Source organism: Shewanella sp. 4_MG-2023 (genome assembly GCF_030548015.1).
In the GTDB taxonomy this organism is placed as follows: domain Bacteria; phylum Pseudomonadota; class Gammaproteobacteria; order Enterobacterales; family Shewanellaceae; genus Shewanella.
The window spans coordinates 26,920-43,875 of record NZ_JAUORL010000027.1; the positions used below are offsets into that span (position 1 = coordinate 26,920).

General features: G+C 42.2%; 18 protein-coding genes. 14 read left to right on the top strand and 4 right to left on the bottom strand.

From position 1 onward, the window contains the following. Positions 1 to 78 precede the first annotated feature (78 nt). A complete protein-coding gene (locus tag Q4546_RS14530; protein ID WP_198590856.1) occupies positions 79 to 822 on the bottom strand; it encodes a YdiY family protein in 744 nt (247 codons plus the stop codon). Positions 823 to 1,187: 365 nt separating this feature from the next. On the opposite strand from Q4546_RS14530, the gene rpsF reads away from it, so the two are divergent. From rpsF to rplI, 4 genes are read left to right on the top strand one after another with little or no spacing between them, the layout of a single operon-like run. Further along, positions 1,188 to 1,592 carry a 30S ribosomal protein S6 gene (gene rpsF / locus Q4546_RS14535; RefSeq protein WP_076539132.1) on the top strand — a complete coding sequence of 135 codons (405 nt, stop codon included), beginning with the start codon at positions 1,188 to 1,190 and terminating at the stop codon, positions 1,590 to 1,592. 7 nt (positions 1,593 to 1,599) lie between these two features. Then, the gene (gene priB / locus Q4546_RS14540; RefSeq protein ID WP_076539129.1) at positions 1,600 to 1,902 is read left to right on the top strand and encodes a primosomal replication protein N; all 303 of its coding nucleotides are present in this window, start codon (positions 1,600 to 1,602) and stop codon (positions 1,900 to 1,902) included. Between the two features lie 12 nt (positions 1,903 to 1,914). Continuing rightward, positions 1,915 to 2,142: a 30S ribosomal protein S18 gene (gene rpsR, locus Q4546_RS14545; RefSeq protein ID WP_055023454.1), complete on the top strand. Its 228-nt coding sequence runs from the start codon at positions 1,915 to 1,917 to the stop codon at positions 2,140 to 2,142. A gap of 30 nt (positions 2,143 to 2,172) precedes the next feature. Then, a complete protein-coding gene (gene rplI / locus Q4546_RS14550; RefSeq protein WP_076539126.1) occupies positions 2,173 to 2,625 on the top strand; it encodes a 50S ribosomal protein L9 in 453 nt (150 codons plus the stop codon). Positions 2,626 to 2,770: 145 nt separating this feature from the next. Here the strand turns inward: rplI and Q4546_RS14555 are convergent, their stop codons facing one another. After that, entirely contained in the window at positions 2,771 to 4,969 is a 2,199-nt protein-coding gene (locus Q4546_RS14555; protein ID WP_303446482.1) for a S46 family peptidase, read from the bottom strand. Positions 4,970 to 5,122: 153 nt separating this feature from the next. On the opposite strand from Q4546_RS14555, the gene dnaB reads away from it, so the two are divergent. The 6 genes from dnaB (at position 5,123) to Q4546_RS14585 (ending at position 11,340) form a co-directional block, all read left to right on the top strand. Then, positions 5,123 to 6,532 (top strand): replicative DNA helicase, encoded by a 1,410-nt coding sequence (gene dnaB / locus Q4546_RS14560; protein WP_076539121.1) that lies wholly within the window; start codon positions 5,123 to 5,125, stop codon positions 6,530 to 6,532. A gap of 127 nt (positions 6,533 to 6,659) precedes the next feature. Continuing rightward, a complete protein-coding gene (gene alr, locus Q4546_RS14565) occupies positions 6,660 to 7,751 on the top strand; it encodes an alanine racemase (RefSeq protein WP_303446483.1) in 1,092 nt (363 codons plus the stop codon). Between the two features lie 69 nt (positions 7,752 to 7,820). Beyond that, a complete protein-coding gene (locus tag Q4546_RS14570; protein WP_102475898.1) occupies positions 7,821 to 9,206 on the top strand; it encodes a hypothetical protein in 1,386 nt (461 codons plus the stop codon). 127 nt (positions 9,207 to 9,333) lie between these two features. Continuing rightward, the gene (dusA, locus tag Q4546_RS14575; protein WP_102520509.1) at positions 9,334 to 10,359 is read left to right on the top strand and encodes a tRNA dihydrouridine(20/20a) synthase DusA; all 1,026 of its coding nucleotides are present in this window, start codon (positions 9,334 to 9,336) and stop codon (positions 10,357 to 10,359) included. A gap of 259 nt (positions 10,360 to 10,618) precedes the next feature. Further along, positions 10,619 to 10,954 (top strand): hypothetical protein, encoded by a 336-nt coding sequence (locus Q4546_RS14580; RefSeq protein ID WP_133126612.1) that lies wholly within the window; start codon positions 10,619 to 10,621, stop codon positions 10,952 to 10,954. 179 nt (positions 10,955 to 11,133) lie between these two features. Further along, complete coding sequence (locus Q4546_RS14585; RefSeq protein ID WP_102439957.1) at positions 11,134 to 11,340, top strand: PspC domain-containing protein; 207 nt, start codon at positions 11,134 to 11,136, stop codon at positions 11,338 to 11,340. A gap of 122 nt (positions 11,341 to 11,462) precedes the next feature. Here Q4546_RS14585 and Q4546_RS14590 read toward each other — a convergent pair whose 3' ends face one another. Next, positions 11,463 to 12,200, bottom strand: coding sequence for an enoyl-CoA hydratase (locus Q4546_RS14590; RefSeq protein WP_102439956.1), 738 nt, complete (start codon positions 12,198 to 12,200; stop codon positions 11,463 to 11,465). Between the two features lie 35 nt (positions 12,201 to 12,235). On the opposite strand from Q4546_RS14590, the gene Q4546_RS14595 reads away from it, so the two are divergent. Genes Q4546_RS14595 through Q4546_RS14605 form a run of 3 tightly spaced genes read left to right on the top strand, consistent with a single transcriptional unit; the run spans position 12,236 to position 14,445 of the window. Next, on the top strand, positions 12,236 to 12,721 hold the full coding sequence (locus tag Q4546_RS14595; protein ID WP_102439955.1) for a copper chaperone PCu(A)C: 486 nt from the start codon (positions 12,236 to 12,238) through the stop codon (positions 12,719 to 12,721). 12 nt (positions 12,722 to 12,733) lie between these two features. Beyond that, positions 12,734 to 13,705, top strand: coding sequence for a DUF2333 family protein (locus tag Q4546_RS14600; protein ID WP_102439954.1), 972 nt, complete (start codon positions 12,734 to 12,736; stop codon positions 13,703 to 13,705). A gap of 2 nt (positions 13,706 to 13,707) precedes the next feature. Further along, on the top strand, positions 13,708 to 14,445 hold the full coding sequence (locus Q4546_RS14605; protein WP_102439953.1) for a TIGR04219 family outer membrane beta-barrel protein: 738 nt from the start codon (positions 13,708 to 13,710) through the stop codon (positions 14,443 to 14,445). 103 nt (positions 14,446 to 14,548) lie between these two features. Here the strand turns inward: Q4546_RS14605 and tolC are convergent, their stop codons facing one another. After that, complete coding sequence (gene tolC / locus Q4546_RS14610; RefSeq protein WP_303446484.1) at positions 14,549 to 15,856, bottom strand: outer membrane channel protein TolC; 1,308 nt, start codon at positions 15,854 to 15,856, stop codon at positions 14,549 to 14,551. Between the two features lie 452 nt (positions 15,857 to 16,308). Here tolC and nudF point away from each other — a divergent pair, with 452 nt between their 5' ends. Beyond that, positions 16,309 to 16,953 carry an ADP-ribose diphosphatase gene (gene nudF, locus Q4546_RS14615; protein ID WP_303446485.1) on the top strand — a complete coding sequence of 215 codons (645 nt, stop codon included), beginning with the start codon at positions 16,309 to 16,311 and terminating at the stop codon, positions 16,951 to 16,953. Positions 16,954 to 16,956 lie beyond the last annotated feature (3 nt).

Sequence of the window (16,956 nt, forward strand, 5' to 3'; positions counted from 1 at the left end):
GAACGGGCCTTAAGGCCCGTTTTTTGTATCTGGAATGTTGAAAAGGCTCATTACAGGCCGCTGTAACGGCGTTGCAATTTATTGGAAAGTATATAGCAAGTTAAATGTGGTGATGGTATCGGTTTTGACACTGTCTTCAGGAACTACCGCTGTGTATCTCACGTTCACCCCGAGTTTAAAGGCCCAGTCCTGTAAAAAGGTATTTCTGTAACTGACGTCTAAGGTCAAGGTATTGTTATCTTCACCCACTTCAGAGGTCAAATCGGCATTGAGGCTGGTATATTCTTGCAGTTTCACATTGTACTTGGCGGCGGTACGCAAAATGATGTCTTGGTTGGCTGCAGGGTTTAAGTCTGTATCTGTTGCTTTGGGTAAGTCATAACGGTAACCGGGGCCGACTTCTATGCTCAGGCTCTGGGTATAGTTTGAGAGTAAATCAAAACCATAACCGGTAGAAACCGTCGACAGTTTGGTATAACTACCAAAATCATCCCAGGTAAATTCACCGCGGCCAAAAATATAGCCGCTTTCTAGCTTATAACTCGACTGGGCAAATACATCATACTTTTCAGCCGTGGTAGAGTCTTTATCTGCGGCGTAATACACCTTAAAGGTAAATTCCTGACGGGCTTTTTCAGTATCGTAATTTAAGTAGGTGCGGCCGTTGAAGTTTTGCGATTGGTTATTACCAGTATTGAGTTGCATACCGGCTTCAATTTCAGCCTTAAAGTCACTGGGAGGCTCTTTATAGTCTGGGGGAACAAGTGCCCACGCTGAAGACGTTGTGAGAAGAGAAGACATAAAGATACAGACTTTTTTCATTACGTTGTTTCTATATAGTTATTAGGAACGCCTGAAATACGGATGAAGCGCCATAATACCTGTATTCGCAGTGGCTGCAAAGCGCTCAATGGCTTCATCTGTGTATTCAATATCAAATTAAATTTCACGCTGGTTATTGTTTTTTGCTGGGTATTTTCATTATTTACCGTCATTGCTGTCAACGCCTGCTTGAGTGAGTTAATCAGTTAAAGGTAATAAAGCATGCACCACACAAGTATTGCTTGAGTTTTGTGCGGGCTTTATGTATCATCCCGCGCTTAAATCAGTCATTTAATTCCGTTCCTTGCCTCCAACTTGGTCTGACTGAGCCACACGTGAGGCTAATTAACCGTAAGGAGCAATAAATGCGTCATTATGAAATCGTATTTATGGTTCACCCAGATCAAAGTGAACAAGTCCCAGGTATGATCGAGCGTTACAGCAGTGTAATCACTGATGCTAACGGTACTATCAGCCGTTTAGAAGATTGGGGTCGTCGTCAATTGGCTTACCCAATTCAAGACCTACATAAAGCTCACTATGTTCTTATGAACGTAGAAGCAACTGCAGAGTCTATCGAAGAGTTAGAAACAGCTTTCCGTTTCAATGACGCTGTTCTGCGTAACATGGTAATGCGCACTAAAACTGCTGTTACTGAAGCTTCTCCAATGGCTAAAGCAAAAGATGAGCGTGATTCACGTCGTGCTCCTACTGCTGCACCAGCTGCTGAAAAAGAAGTTGAAGCAAGCGCTGAAGAAACTGCTGAATAATTAGTCTGTGATTAATCACTTAGTGTTGACCGGAACGATAACTCGTTCAAAGCGTTTTGATAGTCCCAGCGGCATTCCCCATAAGGTGATTACGCTAGAACACAAAACACAGCGGTATGACGATCAAATGTTGAGAAATGTTTATTGTCTGATCCAAGTCATATTAAGTGGTAAGCGCTTTAACAGCGTAACAGAAGAATTAAAAGCAGGTGTGCAGGTCCAAGTTGAAGGGTTTATCTCTTTACAACAAGGGCGAAATGGCCAAAATAAATTGGTTTTGCATGCCGAAAATGTCGAATTGAAAACTTAGGAGACTGTCAACATGGCACGTTATTTCCGTCGTCGCAAGTTCTGTCGTTTCACCTCTGAAGGTGTTGCAGAAATTGATTACAAAGATATCGTTACTTTAAAAAACTACGTAACTGAAAGCGGTAAGATTGTTCCTAGCCGTATTACTGGTACTAGTGCTAAATATCAACGCCAACTAGCTCGCGCGATTAAGCGTGCTCGTTATCTTTCTCTACTGCCTTACACTGATTTACATCAGTAATCGCAGTATTTAAATCAGAGGAATTAGATAATGAACGTTATTCTGCTTGATAAAATCGCTAACCTAGGCAACTTAGGTGACCAAGTTGCTGTTAAAGCTGGTTATGCTCGTAACTTCCTTTTGCCACAAGGCAAAGCTGTTATCGCTAATGACGAAAACGTTAAAGTTTTCGAAGCACGTCGCGCTGAATTAGAAGCTAAATTAGCTGCTGAATTAAGTGTTTGTACTGCTCGCGCTGAAAAGCTTGCTGCATTAGAGTCAGTTGTTATCGCTTCTAAAGCTGGTGACGAAGGTAAATTATTCGGTTCAGTGGGCAACCGCGACATCGCTGATGCAGTTACTGCAGCAGGCGTTGAGCTAGCTAAAGCTGAAGTACGTCTACCTTTAGGTGCTTTACGCAACCTAGGTGACTTTGAAGTTGAAGTTCAACTTCACACTGAAGTTAAATCAGTAGTTAAAATCTCTGTTGTTGCAGAAGATTAATAGCTCATTGATTTAAATAAAAACACCGCCAATTGGCGGTGTTTTTTTATGTCTTAATTTTAGGCTTTTAAGGCTTCAGCTTTACCTGTAATGAGAGTGGTCAGGGTCACCCCAAGCTCGTTTGCACAAGTTGGGGCGTGATACTCTAATTTCTTACTAGCTCTAACTCATCAATCAAGTTTTGGGCGTGATCAACTTTATCCATCATCCATAGGATGTAACGAAAGTCTACGTGTACTGCACGGGTTATCGTTGGGTTAAAGAACCAATCTTTAGTAATCGCCTCGTAAGTTGAATCAAAGTTCAAACCTACTAACTCACCTTTACCGTTAAATACCGGTGAACCTGAGTTACCACCTGTAGTGTCAACACTGGATAAGAAGTTAACCGGCACTGAGTTAAATTCTTCTGGCGTATCTAAACAAGAGAATAAACGACAAATCCATGAGCGTGGATCTTGATAAACCGATGCGACAGAGTGCTCACCGTTATCATTGGCTTTAATTGCCGTTAATAGCTTTTGTGGCGCGTTATATGGATCTTCGCCAGTATGTTTAGCCACTATGCCTTCGAGACGGGTAAAAGGCTGCTTATAGAGTGCATCTGCAGACTGATAACCATCGACCATGCCGTAGGTGATCCGTAAGGTGCGATTGGCATCTGGATACACAGGCCAGTCATTGGCTTTGTAATAGCTGATGATGGCTTTCATGTATTCAGGGCGAGCGGTTGATAACTTACCTTTTAAAGTGTTTTCGGCTTTTTCCTGTGCCATGTTGGTGTCGTGCAGCGCTACCGCTAAGCGAATAAACGGATCTGAGCTGGTTTCAAAGGCTTGGGCGTCTTTGTCCATCCAAGCTAAACGCTGCTCTTTATCCATTAAAGTGGTTAAGGCGTAATAGGCATCTAATTTTGCTGATAATGCCTCAGCATCAGAGATCTTATTCAGTGCGTTATCAAGAATTTCAACGCGCTGATTTTGCCCCATGTAAGCGTTCAAGTCTTGTAGCCACAAGGTTTTATCGACACTGGCATCAAAACTTCTATCAAGGCGTTTTAAGTTAGCGGCAAACATTTTCATATCACGCTGCTGAAACCCTTGCTCACGCTCTGCATCGGGCAGTTGTTTTTCTTTGGCTAAACGATAGAGCTTTTTAGCTGCGGCAAGTATTGCACTTGATTGGGCATTATTAAAATAATAGTCAGTTTGAATGAGGTTATTTTGCTCAGCCAGTAATGCTTCTAATTCACCAATCAATTGATGGTTAGCATTGGCGTCTTTTTTAAGCCAAGCTAAGAAGTTATCTTCACGTGATTGTTTGATACCGACAATATCTGTGGCTTTAAAACCATCGAGTAACCCGTTCAGTTTTTTCATTCTGTTTGCCATGGAGGCAAGGTTACCGGCGTATTTAATCGCAATGGCGTTATTGTCGGCAGCCATTTGATTAATGGTGTCGATTTGCAGTTGATAGCGCTTAGCGTAGGTTGGATACATCCAATCACTGGCAAACTCTAACTCGCTGGTTAGGCGGTAACGACTGGTCGCTCCCGGATAGCCTGCGGCAAACACGCCATCTCCGGCTTTAACGCCATCAGCATTTATTTGAAGATAATTTTTTGGCTGATAAGGCACATTGTCTTCGGCATAACTTGCCGGCTGACCGTCTTTGCCCACATAGGCACGTAAGAAGGTAAAATCGCCCGAGTGGCGTGGGTATTCATAGTTATCAATATCGCCGCCAAAAGCCCCTACGCTTTCAGGTGGTGCGTATACTAGTCTGACATCACGAATAATGAGTTGTTTAATTAAGTAATACTCAAGTCCATTATGAAAGCTGCTGACTGAACAACGGTAGTTTTCGTCGGTTTCGCAGTCTTTGATTAATGCTTTACGGTTTGATTGGATATCTTCATAACGGCTAAGAGGATCGCGACTTAAATTCGCATTCACTTGAGAAGTGACATCCGTTACCTTCTCAGTGATGTATAATCGCTCATTAGGGCCTGCTGATGGCTCCTCTTTTTTAGTATTAGCTAGAAAGCCGTCTGCTAAGTAATTATGTTCAGTTTTGCTGTTATATTGGATGGCTCGATAGGCACAATGGTGATTGGTCACAACTAAGCCTTGGGGAGAGACAAAACTGGCGGTACAATAGCCCAGACCCACAACCGCATTCATTGGATACTGGGTTAAATCTGCAAGCTGTTTAGCAGGAATATCGATGCCGCGTTGTGCTAATTTATCTGCAATAGAAGGCATTTGATAGGGTTGCCACTGACCTTCATCGGCATAGGCAAATCCAGAAGACAGCACAAGGGCTGCAACGAGTGCATAACGCATGTTCTTTCCTTATTTTTTATTATTTATTGTTGTTATTTATTCTGATTGTTTATCCGTGTTGGGATAAATGTTACGCGATATCATTGTACTACATGTTTGCATGACCTCGGTGTTATACCATATTTACAAACAGGTTGGGAATTGGGAGTTTTAATGTCACAGAAAGGTCCTTTTAAAGCCAGAGAAAGGTTCAAAGATGCTCAAGTTGATGCGCTGAAATTACCGCCGCATTCAATTGAAGCTGAGCAATCGGTTCTTGGTGGGTTGATGCTTGATGCTGAGGCCTGGGATAGAGTGGCTGAAGCGCTTGTGCCCGAAGATTTTTATTCTCGCTCCCATCGGATGATTTACGCTGCGATGAGCCGTTTGGTTGAAAGCAGTCACCCGATTGATTTGATCACCGTATCAGAGCGCCTGGAAGTTGAAGATCAACTTGAAGACGCTGGCGGCTTTGCTTACTTAGGTGAAATTGCCAAAAACACCCCGAGTGCGGGTAATATTTTATCTTATGCCGATATTGTACGTGAACGAGCTGTTGTACGTGACATGATTGGTGTTGCCCATGAAATTGCTGATGCAGGCTATAACCCTGAGGGTCGTAACTCCAGTGATTTACTGGATTTAGCGGAAACTAAAGTTTTTAAAATTGCTGAGTCGCGTGCTAATGCCAACGAAGGCCCTGAAGGGATTAAATCGATCCTTGAAAAAACCGTCGACAAAATTGAGCAGTTATACAATAACCCCCATAACGGTGTGACCGGTGTATCAAGTGGTTTTACCGATCTTGATAAAATGACCGCCGGCTTCCAATCGGGTGACCTTGTTATTGTGGCGGCACGTCCTTCAATGGGTAAAACCACCTTTGCGATGAACTTGTGTGAACAAGCAGCCATGAATGAAGATAAACCTGTGCTTATTTTCAGTTTAGAGATGCCATCAGAACAAATTATGATGCGTATGCTGGCATCACTTGGCCGGGTTGATCAAACTAAAATTCGTACCGGTCAGTTAGATGATGAAGATTGGGCGCGTGTTTCTTCAACCATGGGGATTATGCTTGAGCAAGGCAAAATGTATATCGATGACGGTTCAGGCTTAACGCCGACAGAAGTGCGAAGTCGTGCCCGTCGTATTGCGCGTGAGTATGGCGGTTTATCAATGATCATGATTGATTACTTGCAGTTAATGCAGGTGCCTTCATTAAAAGATAACCGTACCTTAGAAATTGCAGAAATCTCGCGCTCACTTAAATCCTTAGCCAAAGAACTAGAGATCCCGGTCATTGCGTTATCACAGCTTAACCGCTCGTTGGAGCAACGTGCTGATAAGCGCCCAGTTAACTCTGACTTACGTGAATCAGGTTCAATTGAGCAAGATGCGGATTTGATCATGTTTATTTATCGTGATGAAGTGTATAACGATGATTCAGAACAAAAAGGTGTCGCTGAAATCATTATTGGTAAACAACGTAACGGCCCGATTGGCCGCGTGCCGCTGGCGTTCCAAGGCCAGTTCTCGCGTTTTGATAATTATTCTGGCGCACAAGTCTTTGATGAAGATTAATCTCATCAGATAGGTATTTAGTCTTTGCGTTAGTCGTACCGAAAAGCCTCTGTTTTAACGCAGAGGCTCATTTTTTAGTCTTGTGTTGCTCAATTATTTGAATGAAGCAATCAGTAAGGTTAGTTATTTGAAACCATTTCCCCGTGCTGAAATTAGTCGTAAAGCTTTGCAAGCTAACCTTGCAAGGCTGCGTGAAATTGCGCCCAACAGTAAAGTCATGGCTGTGGTTAAAGCCAATGGTTATGGGCATGGCTTGCTCAACGTGGCCGAGTCTGTCGCTGACTGTATTGACTGCGCCGATGGATTTGGACTGGCGCGACTTGAAGAAGCGCTTGAATTACGCCAAGGCGGTGTTAACGCTAAGCTACTGTTGCTTGAAGGTTGTTTTCGTCAATCTGACTTACCCACATTAGTTGAGCATAAAATTGATACCGTGGTGCATCATGAGTCGCAATTGGTGATGTTAGAGCAATCGACACTTACTGCGCCCATTACCGTCTGGCTTAAAATTGATACAGGCATGCATCGTTTAGGCTTTGGTATTGAACAATTCAAGGCTGTTTATCAACGCTTAATGGCTTGCCCACAAGTTGCCAAACCTATTCATTTAATGACCCATTTTGCTTGTGCCGATGAGCCTGATAACCCCTTAACCCAAGTGCAAATTGATGCTTTTCAGCAGTTGATTAACGATTTACCTGGCGATCGAACGTTAGCTAATTCTGCCGCTACGTTATTTTGGCCTCAAAGCCAGTGTGACTGGATAAGACCAGGTATCGCACTCTATGGGGTATCGCCTGTACTGGGTGATAAAGGTGTTCATCATGGGCTAATTCCCGCAATGGAGTTAGTGTCAAACCTTATTGCGGTACGTGAGCATAAAGCCGGACAAAGTGTTGGCTATGGCGCTTATTGGACTGCAAAACAAGATACTCGTCTAGGCGTGGTTGCCATAGGTTATGGCGATGGTTATCCGCGCAATGCCCCTGAAGGTACCCCCGTGTTGCTTAATGGCCGCAGAGTGCCCATTGTTGGTCGAGTCTCTATGGACATGCTGACCGTTGATTTGGGGCTTGATGCAACTGATAAGGTCGGGGATTCAGTGCAGCTGTGGGGTAAAGGGCTCGCTGTAGAAGAAGTGGCAGAGCACATTGGCACCATTGCTTATGAGTTAGTAACTAAACTCACCCCAAGAGTCGTGGTTGATTTACAAGATTAATCTCAATTTAATTAATGGTTTATAGCCTAGAGCTTGAATCTTAAATTAGTCATAGATAGGAAGTGTTAAGTGCAGTTGTATAAATCAGTCGTTATGATTTATTGCGTGTTTTTTAGTATCGACAGTGTCGCCCAGTCTGAAGCTATTCACTCCGTAATTTCAAATGATCCAGAGTATGTGACTGCCAGTAAAACCACAACGAGTCATCGCCCTGATACAGAAGTGGTTGTAGAGACTGAGCTTATTTCTGAGATAAACCCACAGTCACAGCAACAAAATACTGCTGAAAAGCCGTCTGCGGTAACGCCCTCTGAAAAAGCACTGTCTCCAGAATTTGTCGCTGTGCCAATTGTCTTTTCAACTGAGACCTTGAGCACCACATTCGGCGCAGCAGGTGTCCTTAAGCATGCCGGTCAACCGCAAGCCGTAGCATTAGGCATTGGCTTATACTCTGCCAATGACAGTTGGCTAAGTTATGCAGGTTTTTATCATTATCAATTGCCAGAGCTTGATCAATGGTTATTTAGTGCCGAATTGTTTCGTGGTCATTACGAGCAAGGGATATATTACTTGCCCAATAGTGACCTATACGAGCCAAAAGCCAATGACATCAGTCGAGTCATTAGTGTCGGGGATGAAGGCTTTAACAAACTGACCATGGAATATGTATTACCCATCGCCAGAGGTAAGCATGGCGCTGCAAACGCGCTTGGGAAAAACACCACACCAATTAGCTGGAACCCATTAGAGTCAGGTGTTAGCTCTATCAGCTTAACCCCGTTTAGCAAGTATCGAGAGCTTGAAGCATTAGCCTATTTAGCCGACGAAGCCCGTGGTGTTGAGCTTGCTTTTAATTGGGATAACCGCGATGCCAAACTAAATAGCACCGAGGGTGGTCAAACAAATCTAACCATCACCAAAGGCTTTAGTGTCGATGATGATCCAAGCTGGTTGATGTGGGAATTTGAACAAAGCGCATTTATGTCTTTTGGGAGTAACAGTTGGTTTGAGCAACAAGTGCTCGGGATTAATTTCTACTTAGCGGATACCCCAAGTTGGGAGCAAGATTATAAACAACAGCAATTTCAGCAGCCTCCTAGTTTTGCTGGGGTGTCATTAGGTGGCTTTGATCGTTTGCGCGGTTACTCTTCAAAGCAGTTTACTGGCCGCAGCGCAGTCAATTATGCCCTAGAGTATCGAGTCACACCTCAATGGCAGCCACTACAATCACTGCCGGTGTTTAATCTATATAACATTCCTTGGTGGCAGTGGGTATTATTTGCCGAAGCTGGCAATGTGGCTGATGAATTTACTTTAACTGAACTGCATGATGATATGAAAACTAACTACGGCGCAGGCATACGTTTTGAAGTTGAAGGTATAGTGATAAGAACCGACTTTGTTACTGGCGGTGATGAAAGTCAGTTTTGGGTTATGGTTAATCAAGCATTTTAGTTTCTTGGTGATGAAATTAGTGGCTGCTGATATTAATTAGCCGTTTGTTAATGATATAATCACTAGTTCGTTTTTTAGTAAGCATCATATTTTATTAATCGTTGATTTTCTTCGATAAGGTACCATTTTGGCTCTAACAACACTCAACCGCTCGCTTTCTATCGCTCCCATGCTTGATTGGACCGATAGGCATTACCGTTACTTTGCGCGCCTGATGTCTGCACATACTGTGCTTTATACCGAAATGGTGACGACAGGGGCGATCATTCATGGTCAGGCTGATTACTTAGCTTATAACCAAGAAGAGCATCCGCTTGCTTTGCAGCTTGGTGGGTCTAACCCTAAAGATTTAGCCACCTGTGCCAAACTGGCTTTTGAGCGCGGTTATGATGAAATCAATTTAAATGTGGGTTGTCCATCAGATAGAGTCCAAAGCGGACGGTTTGGCGCTTGTTTGATGGCTGAGCCTAAGTTAGTTGCAGAATGTGTTGATGCCATGAAGCAAGTTGCTGATATCCCTGTGACGGTTAAAACCCGTATTGGTATCGATGAGCAAGACAGTTATGAATTTCTCACCGAATTTGTTGATACGGTTAAAGCTATTGGTTGCGATACTTTTATTGTCCATGCCAGAAAAGCGTGGTTACAAGGGTTAAGCCCAAAAGAAAATCGTGAAATTCCAGAGCTTAACTATGAGCGGGTGTATCAATTAAAGCGGGATTATGCTGATTTAAATATCAGTATTAATGGCGGCGTTAAAACCATTGAAGATTCATTGGTGCATTTACAGCAATTAGATGGGGTGATGATCGGCCGTGAAGCGTACCAAAACCCTTATATATTAGCTGAAGTGGATCAACGTATTTACGGTGACGACAAAGCTGTGTTAACTCGTGAGCAAGTGATTGAACAAATGGTGCCCTACATTGAGCAGCATATACAGTCAGGCGGGCGTTTAAACCACATCACTCGTCACATGATTGGCTTATTTCAAGGCCTACCTGGCTCAAGGGGCTGGCGTAGATATCTTAGTGAAAACGCTCATAAGCCGGGTGCGGGTGTTGAGGTTATTTGGGATGCGGTTGAGAAAATGCATCAAAGTAGGCCGCCTGCTGATGTGACTTTCTACCCTAATAACATGAGTAATGATTAAGTCTTTATTCGTTAAAAATAGCGTCTCATTGAGGCGCTTTTTTTATGCCTGTAGCTTAGCTAATTAAGTATTAGCTAAATTCACTATCAGGATGGTGAAAATGACTAATTGTTTGATTATTGTTCAGTGGCTGTTGTGAGCCTGTTTTTGTTTAAAGTTAATATAACTACTATTAATCAGTCGTTTATATTGTTTTTTAAAACTTGGCACGTAGCTTGTAATAACCATGGTGTACCCAACATTAGGAAAGGAAAACATCATGTTTAACTCAATATCAAATGAAAATTCAGTGGTTAGTTCATCATCTACAACAAGCAATCGCATGTTTAAGAAACTGGCATTAATTGCTGTTATCGCCACCGCAAGTATTGGTGCTCAAGCAAATGAACTTAATAGTGCTGACATGGTAGAGGTATTAGAAGCTCGTTTGACTGATGCAACCACTGAAATGCTACAAACTGCGAGACAAGAAATTAGCTTGAGCTTACATAGCCAAATTGCTGAACAAGTTTTTGAGTTAAACAGCTCGCTTGAAATGACTGACGATGTAATAGCAACACAATCAGACACTGCTTTAGCAAGCAATGAGGACTGATTTATGGATTTAATGATGATATTTCATTTAGCTGATCCATTAACTTCTTTACTACTGCTTCCTGTTTTTAGCTTTATCGCATGCTCGATAATGATATGTGGGTTGCAGTGGTACCAATTTAATAGCGTCAAGGCAATGTCTGCTGAACTGGCTTCAATGGAGATCGCAGGAGAACAAAAATGAACTTAACAGACTTAGAAAAATGGTTAACAACCGATGACAGTTTGATATGTGGCGCATCACACGGATTAGCAAAACAATTTGGCTGGTCAGTATTGTGGACCCGAGTGTTAACCCTAGTGGCAATTTTAATGAGCCCTAGCATCGGACTCATTGGTTACTTTGTGACTGCCATTATCATGACCCAGAAAAAATCCAGATATTAAACTGAAGTATGAACGCTGCTGTCGTTCAAGATTAGTTCAGCATTATCATTCATACTTCAGTGTTAAATGACTATTTTACTGGTTTATCCCAGCGTAAATGATATCAATGCTTAAACCAGAGACTACTTCGTTAAAAAAGCTTGGAACCGAGCTTTGGCCTCATCACTTTTTAGTCTTTCACTAAACAACACTAACTCTTTAAGCATTTGTTGTTTCACTTCAGCTTGGTTATGCCTTAATAACTGTTTAGATGCCTGCAGCGCCAACGGTGGCTGAGCTGCTAATTTCTTTGCTTGTGATAATACAAAATCATCTAATTGTGATTGCTCAACCACTTGGTTGATAATATTTAATTCTTTTGCGGTGCTGGCAGTAAAGCTTTCACCTAATAAGATAAGTTCAGCCGCTTTTTGCTGCCCGACAATGAGCGGAAGTAACAAGCTTGATGCTGCTTCTGGTACCAAGGCGAGATTGACAAAAGGTAGCTGAAATGTAGCGCTGTTATCGGCATAAACCAAATCGCAATGCAGTAATAAAGTGGTACCAATGCCCACAGCTGCGCCAGATACTGCGGCTATCAATGGCTTTTTTATCTCAAGGATACAATGCAAAAATTGCACTGTGGGATGGGTTTCATTTAACTCGCCGCTGTTGAGGAAATCGCTAATATCATTACCCGATGTGAAACAATTGCCTTCGCCTCGTAACATAAAGGCGCGAATTGCATTGTCGTGCTCACCTTGGATCAGGTATTCTGTAAGCTGTTGGTACATTTTAAGATTAAAGGCATTTCGTTTTTCAGGACGATTGAAACTGATAATACGTACGCCTTGATCATCCTTTATCTGAATCTGACTCATAGGCTGTTTTCCTTCGGGAAGCGACTAGGGTGTACATGGAGTTTAAGACATTGAAAGCGATATTCAAACAGCTGTTTAGTTTTTTAGTTTTAACCACATTTTCTATTTCGGCCACTGCGGGCATTATGCTTTCAGAAGGCCATGTTAGAGCCATGCCTGCCAGTGTGCCCAACACCGCAGCTTATCTTACTTTAATGAACCATTCAGATAACACTGCTACATTAGTCTCTGTGACTACACCAGTGGCAAAAGAAGCCCAATTACATACCCTAATTGAAGAAAATGGCATTGTGAAAATGCGCCAAGTTGAAGGGTTTGATATAGAATCACATGGCAGCTTAACATTGCAACCATCGGGTGATCACATCATGCTGTTGTCACTGGTTAAGCCGTTAACCGTCGGTGATAAAGTACCATTAACATTAACTTTTGCTGATGGTCAGCAGTTAAATATTGAATTAATGGTTGATAAAAAGGCGAGTACTGATCAGCAAGAAAGCCATCATCACCATCATCATTAAGGAGTTGTATTGATGCAAATCACAAGGAAAAAAATTTTTAGTGTCATAGGGATTATTCTATTAATCGGCTATGTCATTGCGGTTTGGTGGAGCATTGAGCCAGACATCCTAGAGCCCGAAACGCTACAAAATGAACGTGGCGAGCACGTTATTGGCTACGCGACAACTTCTTCACTGATAGACACTCTCGAAAGCTTATTGGACAAACCAGGTGGCTGGCTTTCCAACGATATTATGCCGCCATCAGTGATGATGGATAATATGCCAGCATTTGAGTTTGGTGCATTAGAGCAGTCTCGCGATTTAGCGCTGATTATGCGTAAAGAGTTTAGTCGCTCACAATCTCAATCGACAGCAGATAGCGATTTACTGGCTGCGCATTCAAAACTTAATATTGAGCATACCAGTTGGTTGGTGCCTAGCGCTGAAGGCGAGTACCGTGAAGCGATAAAATTACTGAAACTTTACCGCGCTAAAATCAGTGATACCGAAAACAGTAATGCCCAGTTTTACGCTCGCGCAGACAACCTCAATGAATGGCTTAAAGAAGTGCAAAAACGTTTAGGCAGTATCTCACAACGGCTGTCTGCCAGTGTTGGTCAAGAGCGTTTAAATACTGATTTAGCCGGTGATTCTACTGCAAGGCAATCAACGCCATCGCTCGCCAGTTCAGAAATTAAAACCAGCTGGTGGAAAATTGATGATGTGCTTTATGAAAGCCGAGGCAGTGCTTGGGCTTTGCTTAATTTCATGAAGGCAATTGAAGTTGATTTTGCAGATGTACTGGAAAAGAAAAATGCTGAGGTGAGTTTACGACAAATTATTCGTGAACTTGAAGCCACTCAGCAAACTGTTTGGAGCCCAATGGTGCTGAACGGAGATGGTTTTGGTTTAGTCGCCAACCATTCATTAGTCATGGCTAACTATATTTCCCGCGCGAATGCTGCGGTAATCGATTTAACTAACTTACTCTCTCAGGGATAATGATGAAAAAGACACTTCTTGCCACCAGTTTATTGGGTTTATTAAGCATCTCTTCAGCGCAAGCTGCAACTGTGCTTGGTTTTAAAGTCGGTGGTGATTATTGGCAAGCTGACACCAGCGGCTCATTCAATAGTGACGATGGTGTAGGGCAAACTTATAACTATGACTCTGATGCACAGGGCAGTGTATGGATTGCTTTTGAGCACCCAATTCCGTTAGTGCCTAACGTTAAAATTCGTGAAAATCGTTTAGAAGGTAAAGGCAAGCAAACTGATTCAAACTTTGCCTTTAATGGTCATGATTTTAATGGCGCGACCACGGCATATAATGACTTAAGCAATACTGATTTCGTACTTTATTACGAAATTTTAGATAATGACTTAGTAGCATTAGATTTAGGTGCGGCTTATAAGCAAATGCATGGTTCTTTACGTGTCCAAGATGCTGGTCACCCTGAAGAAGTCGATGTTGATAGCGGTATTGTTATGCTTTACGGTAGTGCTGAAGTCGGTGTGCCAGGGCTGGGTTTATATGCATTTGCTGACGTTATGCTAGGCATTGATGAGTCAAATGTTTATGACTACAACGCTGGTTTAGGTTGGAAATTTGATGGTGTTGCTTTAGACACGGCAATCCGAGTGGGTTACCGCGAGTTCAAATTTGATGTTGATGATTTTTCTCGCACAACTCAGAATATGTCGTTTAAAGGTGCCTTTGCCGGTGTTGAACTGACATTCTAAAGACTGAATAAGCGTTATAAATGCCCAATAAAAAACCGCCATTTGGCGGTTTTTTTGTTGCCTGAATAAGACATCAGCAATAGGGCTTACTCAGTAACAAAGGTTATTCTGAAATAAGGCCATTGTTAATTGAGATGATATCGTCTTCGTTTAAAGTACCGGCTGCTTGTTTAAGAGCAAGGATTGAAGTGATATAGCCGTAACGAGCATCAGACAGTTGACGCTTTGAATCGTATAAATCACGAGTACGGTTTAATACATCAACAATGGTACGCGTGCCCACTTCAAAACCTGCTTGAGTGGCTTTTAAAGCACTTTCAGAAGATATAACAGATTGCTCGTAAGCGCGGATAGAGCTGATTGACGCTCCGACATTGTTAAAGTTATTGCGTACATTTTTAACCACACTACGGTGAGTTTGCTCAAGCAGTTCACTGGCTTCAACATATTGATATTGAGCTTGCTTTACTTGTGACGAAACTTTAAAGCCTTCAAAAATCGGTACGCTTAAGGTAATGCCAATGTTGGCATTGTCGTAATCAAGACCTGGGTTTTGATCAAAGCCTTTAGTGTAACCAGCGCCCAAGTTTAATGATGGCATATGGCCAGCTTTAAAAAGGCTAATGGTTTCACTGGCAATATCACGGCCAATACGTTGGGTCATTAAATCAATACTGTTGGTTTCTGCAATTTTTAACCATTCAGCTGAGGTTGTTGGCGAGGTTGCGCCAGCAGAAAAGCGGGTCGTATCTAGAATGTTAATTGACTTGTGATCTATACCTGTGATTTCACGTAATGCTTCGTAACTGTTTGCTAAGGTATTTTCGGCCAAAATCTCAGTGGCTGAGGCTAAATCATATTGCGCTTGAGCTTCATGAACGTCGGTAATCGCGGTAAGACCTACTGCAAAACGTTGCTTAGTTTGCTCCAATTGACGCTCAATCGCACGTTTTTCAGCACCTTGGAACTCAAAGTTATCTTTTGCGGTTAATACAGCAAAGTATGCATCAGTTACACGGATAATTAATGATTGTAACGTTGATGCATAAGCTGAGTCAGCTTGTGATGCTGCCATTTCAGCTAAATCTAAACCGACCCAAGCGCTGTGATCATAAATAACTTGGTTTAAGCTGATACCACCAGTAAAGCCATCTGGCTTGTTGGTGTCCTTACCATCTTCTTTATTCCATGCCTTTGAGTAACCCACGTTGGCACTAATAGTCGGCAGTAAAGGCGCACGGTTTTCTTCAATGCTTTCGTATAATGCATCGCGCTGAGCTTGTGCTTGCAGTACTACGGTGTCACTGGTAAGTGCTTGTTGATAAATTTGCAGTAAATCGTCAGCATTTGCCGCAGGTGCAGCAACTGCTAATGTTAGCGCTGCGTATATTGAACTAATTTTAAATTTCATTTGCTGCCCTTTTAGACAATATCTCCATCAATGGAGGAAAAATAATTTTGGTGTTTACGGTACTCATTATTAAGTAAGCATCATTTAGTACTATCGCACTTGCTTAAAATCCTGAGTTGTCGCTATGCAGCGAGGATCTGTTCATCTTTCTAGCTTAAATTTTACAGTGTTTCAGTAGCATTTATTGCTACGGATAATGCATTAATTGGTATGAAAAATGCCAATGTTACATTTATTGCTCAATTACCTAGATAGATTTTAGCTGTTGTTGCAAAAATAACCATGAAAGATCAACAGACTCTGCTGTATATCGTGAAAAAGGTTATCATTTCTAAGGCAAATATCAACTTTCAAGTTGTAACAGACTTTATTAAAATCCCCTGCTTAAATATAACCACCGTATAATAGTGTATGAAATATTTTAAAGGGCTTACAAATTGTAAGAAAAAAATATGAAAAATAATGAAATACTTGCACAGTTTAACGCTGAAACAGATGTTGAAATCATTGATACTAAAACCGTTTTTAAAGGCTTTTTTCAAGTGGATGAATATCAATTTAAGCATAAACTTTTTGACGGTGGTTGGAGTGAGGTTGTCTCTCGTGAAGTATTTGAAAGGGGTAATGCGGTTGTGGTACTGCCCTATGATCCAGTCACTCACCAAGTCGTCCTTATCGAGCAAATACGCTTACCTGCAATAGGGACCACCAATTCTGTTTGGCTACTTGAATTGGTTGCAGGTATGATCGCCGCTGACGAGGTGGCCGAAGAGGTTGCCCATCGAGAGTTAATGGAAGAGACAGGGCTTAGTGCCACTGAAATGCATTTCGTTAATAGCTTTCTGGCGACACCAGGTGGTTCATCTGAACGATTTTATTTTTACTGGGCTAAAGTTGATGCCAGTAAAGCCCAAGGCATACACGGCCTTGAATATGAGCATGAAGATATAAAAGTGCATGTGGTCGATTTTGATGTCGCCATGGACATGGTCAACAATGGTCGTATTGATAATGCCTCTACCGTGATTGGTCTACAATGGTTGGCATTAAACTTAGATAAAGTGACCTCAAAGCCGTTCAATCAGCACACTGGCTAAGCG

Coding starts and splice junctions, on each gene's coding strand:
- Q4546_RS14600 (WP_102439954.1), top strand. CDS start 12,734: ATGCAAATCACAAGGAAAAAAATTTTTAGTGTCATAGGGATTATTCTA.
- Q4546_RS14530 (WP_198590856.1), bottom strand. CDS start 822: ATGAAAAAAGTCTGTATCTTTATGTCTTCTCTTCTCACAACGTCTTCA.
- dnaB (WP_076539121.1), top strand. CDS start 5,123: ATGTCACAGAAAGGTCCTTTTAAAGCCAGAGAAAGGTTCAAAGATGCT.
- Q4546_RS14580 (WP_133126612.1), top strand. CDS start 10,619: ATGTTTAACTCAATATCAAATGAAAATTCAGTGGTTAGTTCATCATCT.
- nudF (WP_303446485.1), top strand. CDS start 16,309: ATGAAAAATAATGAAATACTTGCACAGTTTAACGCTGAAACAGATGTT.
- tolC (WP_303446484.1), bottom strand. CDS start 15,856: ATGAAATTTAAAATTAGTTCAATATACGCAGCGCTAACATTAGCAGTT.
- Q4546_RS14555 (WP_303446482.1), bottom strand. CDS start 4,969: ATGCGTTATGCACTCGTTGCAGCCCTTGTGCTGTCTTCTGGATTTGCC.
- Q4546_RS14605 (WP_102439953.1), top strand. CDS start 13,708: ATGAAAAAGACACTTCTTGCCACCAGTTTATTGGGTTTATTAAGCATC.
- rpsR (WP_055023454.1), top strand. CDS start 1,915: ATGGCACGTTATTTCCGTCGTCGCAAGTTCTGTCGTTTCACCTCTGAA.
- Q4546_RS14595 (WP_102439955.1), top strand. CDS start 12,236: ATGGAGTTTAAGACATTGAAAGCGATATTCAAACAGCTGTTTAGTTTT.
- Q4546_RS14590 (WP_102439956.1), bottom strand. CDS start 12,200: ATGAGTCAGATTCAGATAAAGGATGATCAAGGCGTACGTATTATCAGT.
- rplI (WP_076539126.1), top strand. CDS start 2,173: ATGAACGTTATTCTGCTTGATAAAATCGCTAACCTAGGCAACTTAGGT.
- rpsF (WP_076539132.1), top strand. CDS start 1,188: ATGCGTCATTATGAAATCGTATTTATGGTTCACCCAGATCAAAGTGAA.
- Q4546_RS14585 (WP_102439957.1), top strand. CDS start 11,134: ATGAACTTAACAGACTTAGAAAAATGGTTAACAACCGATGACAGTTTG.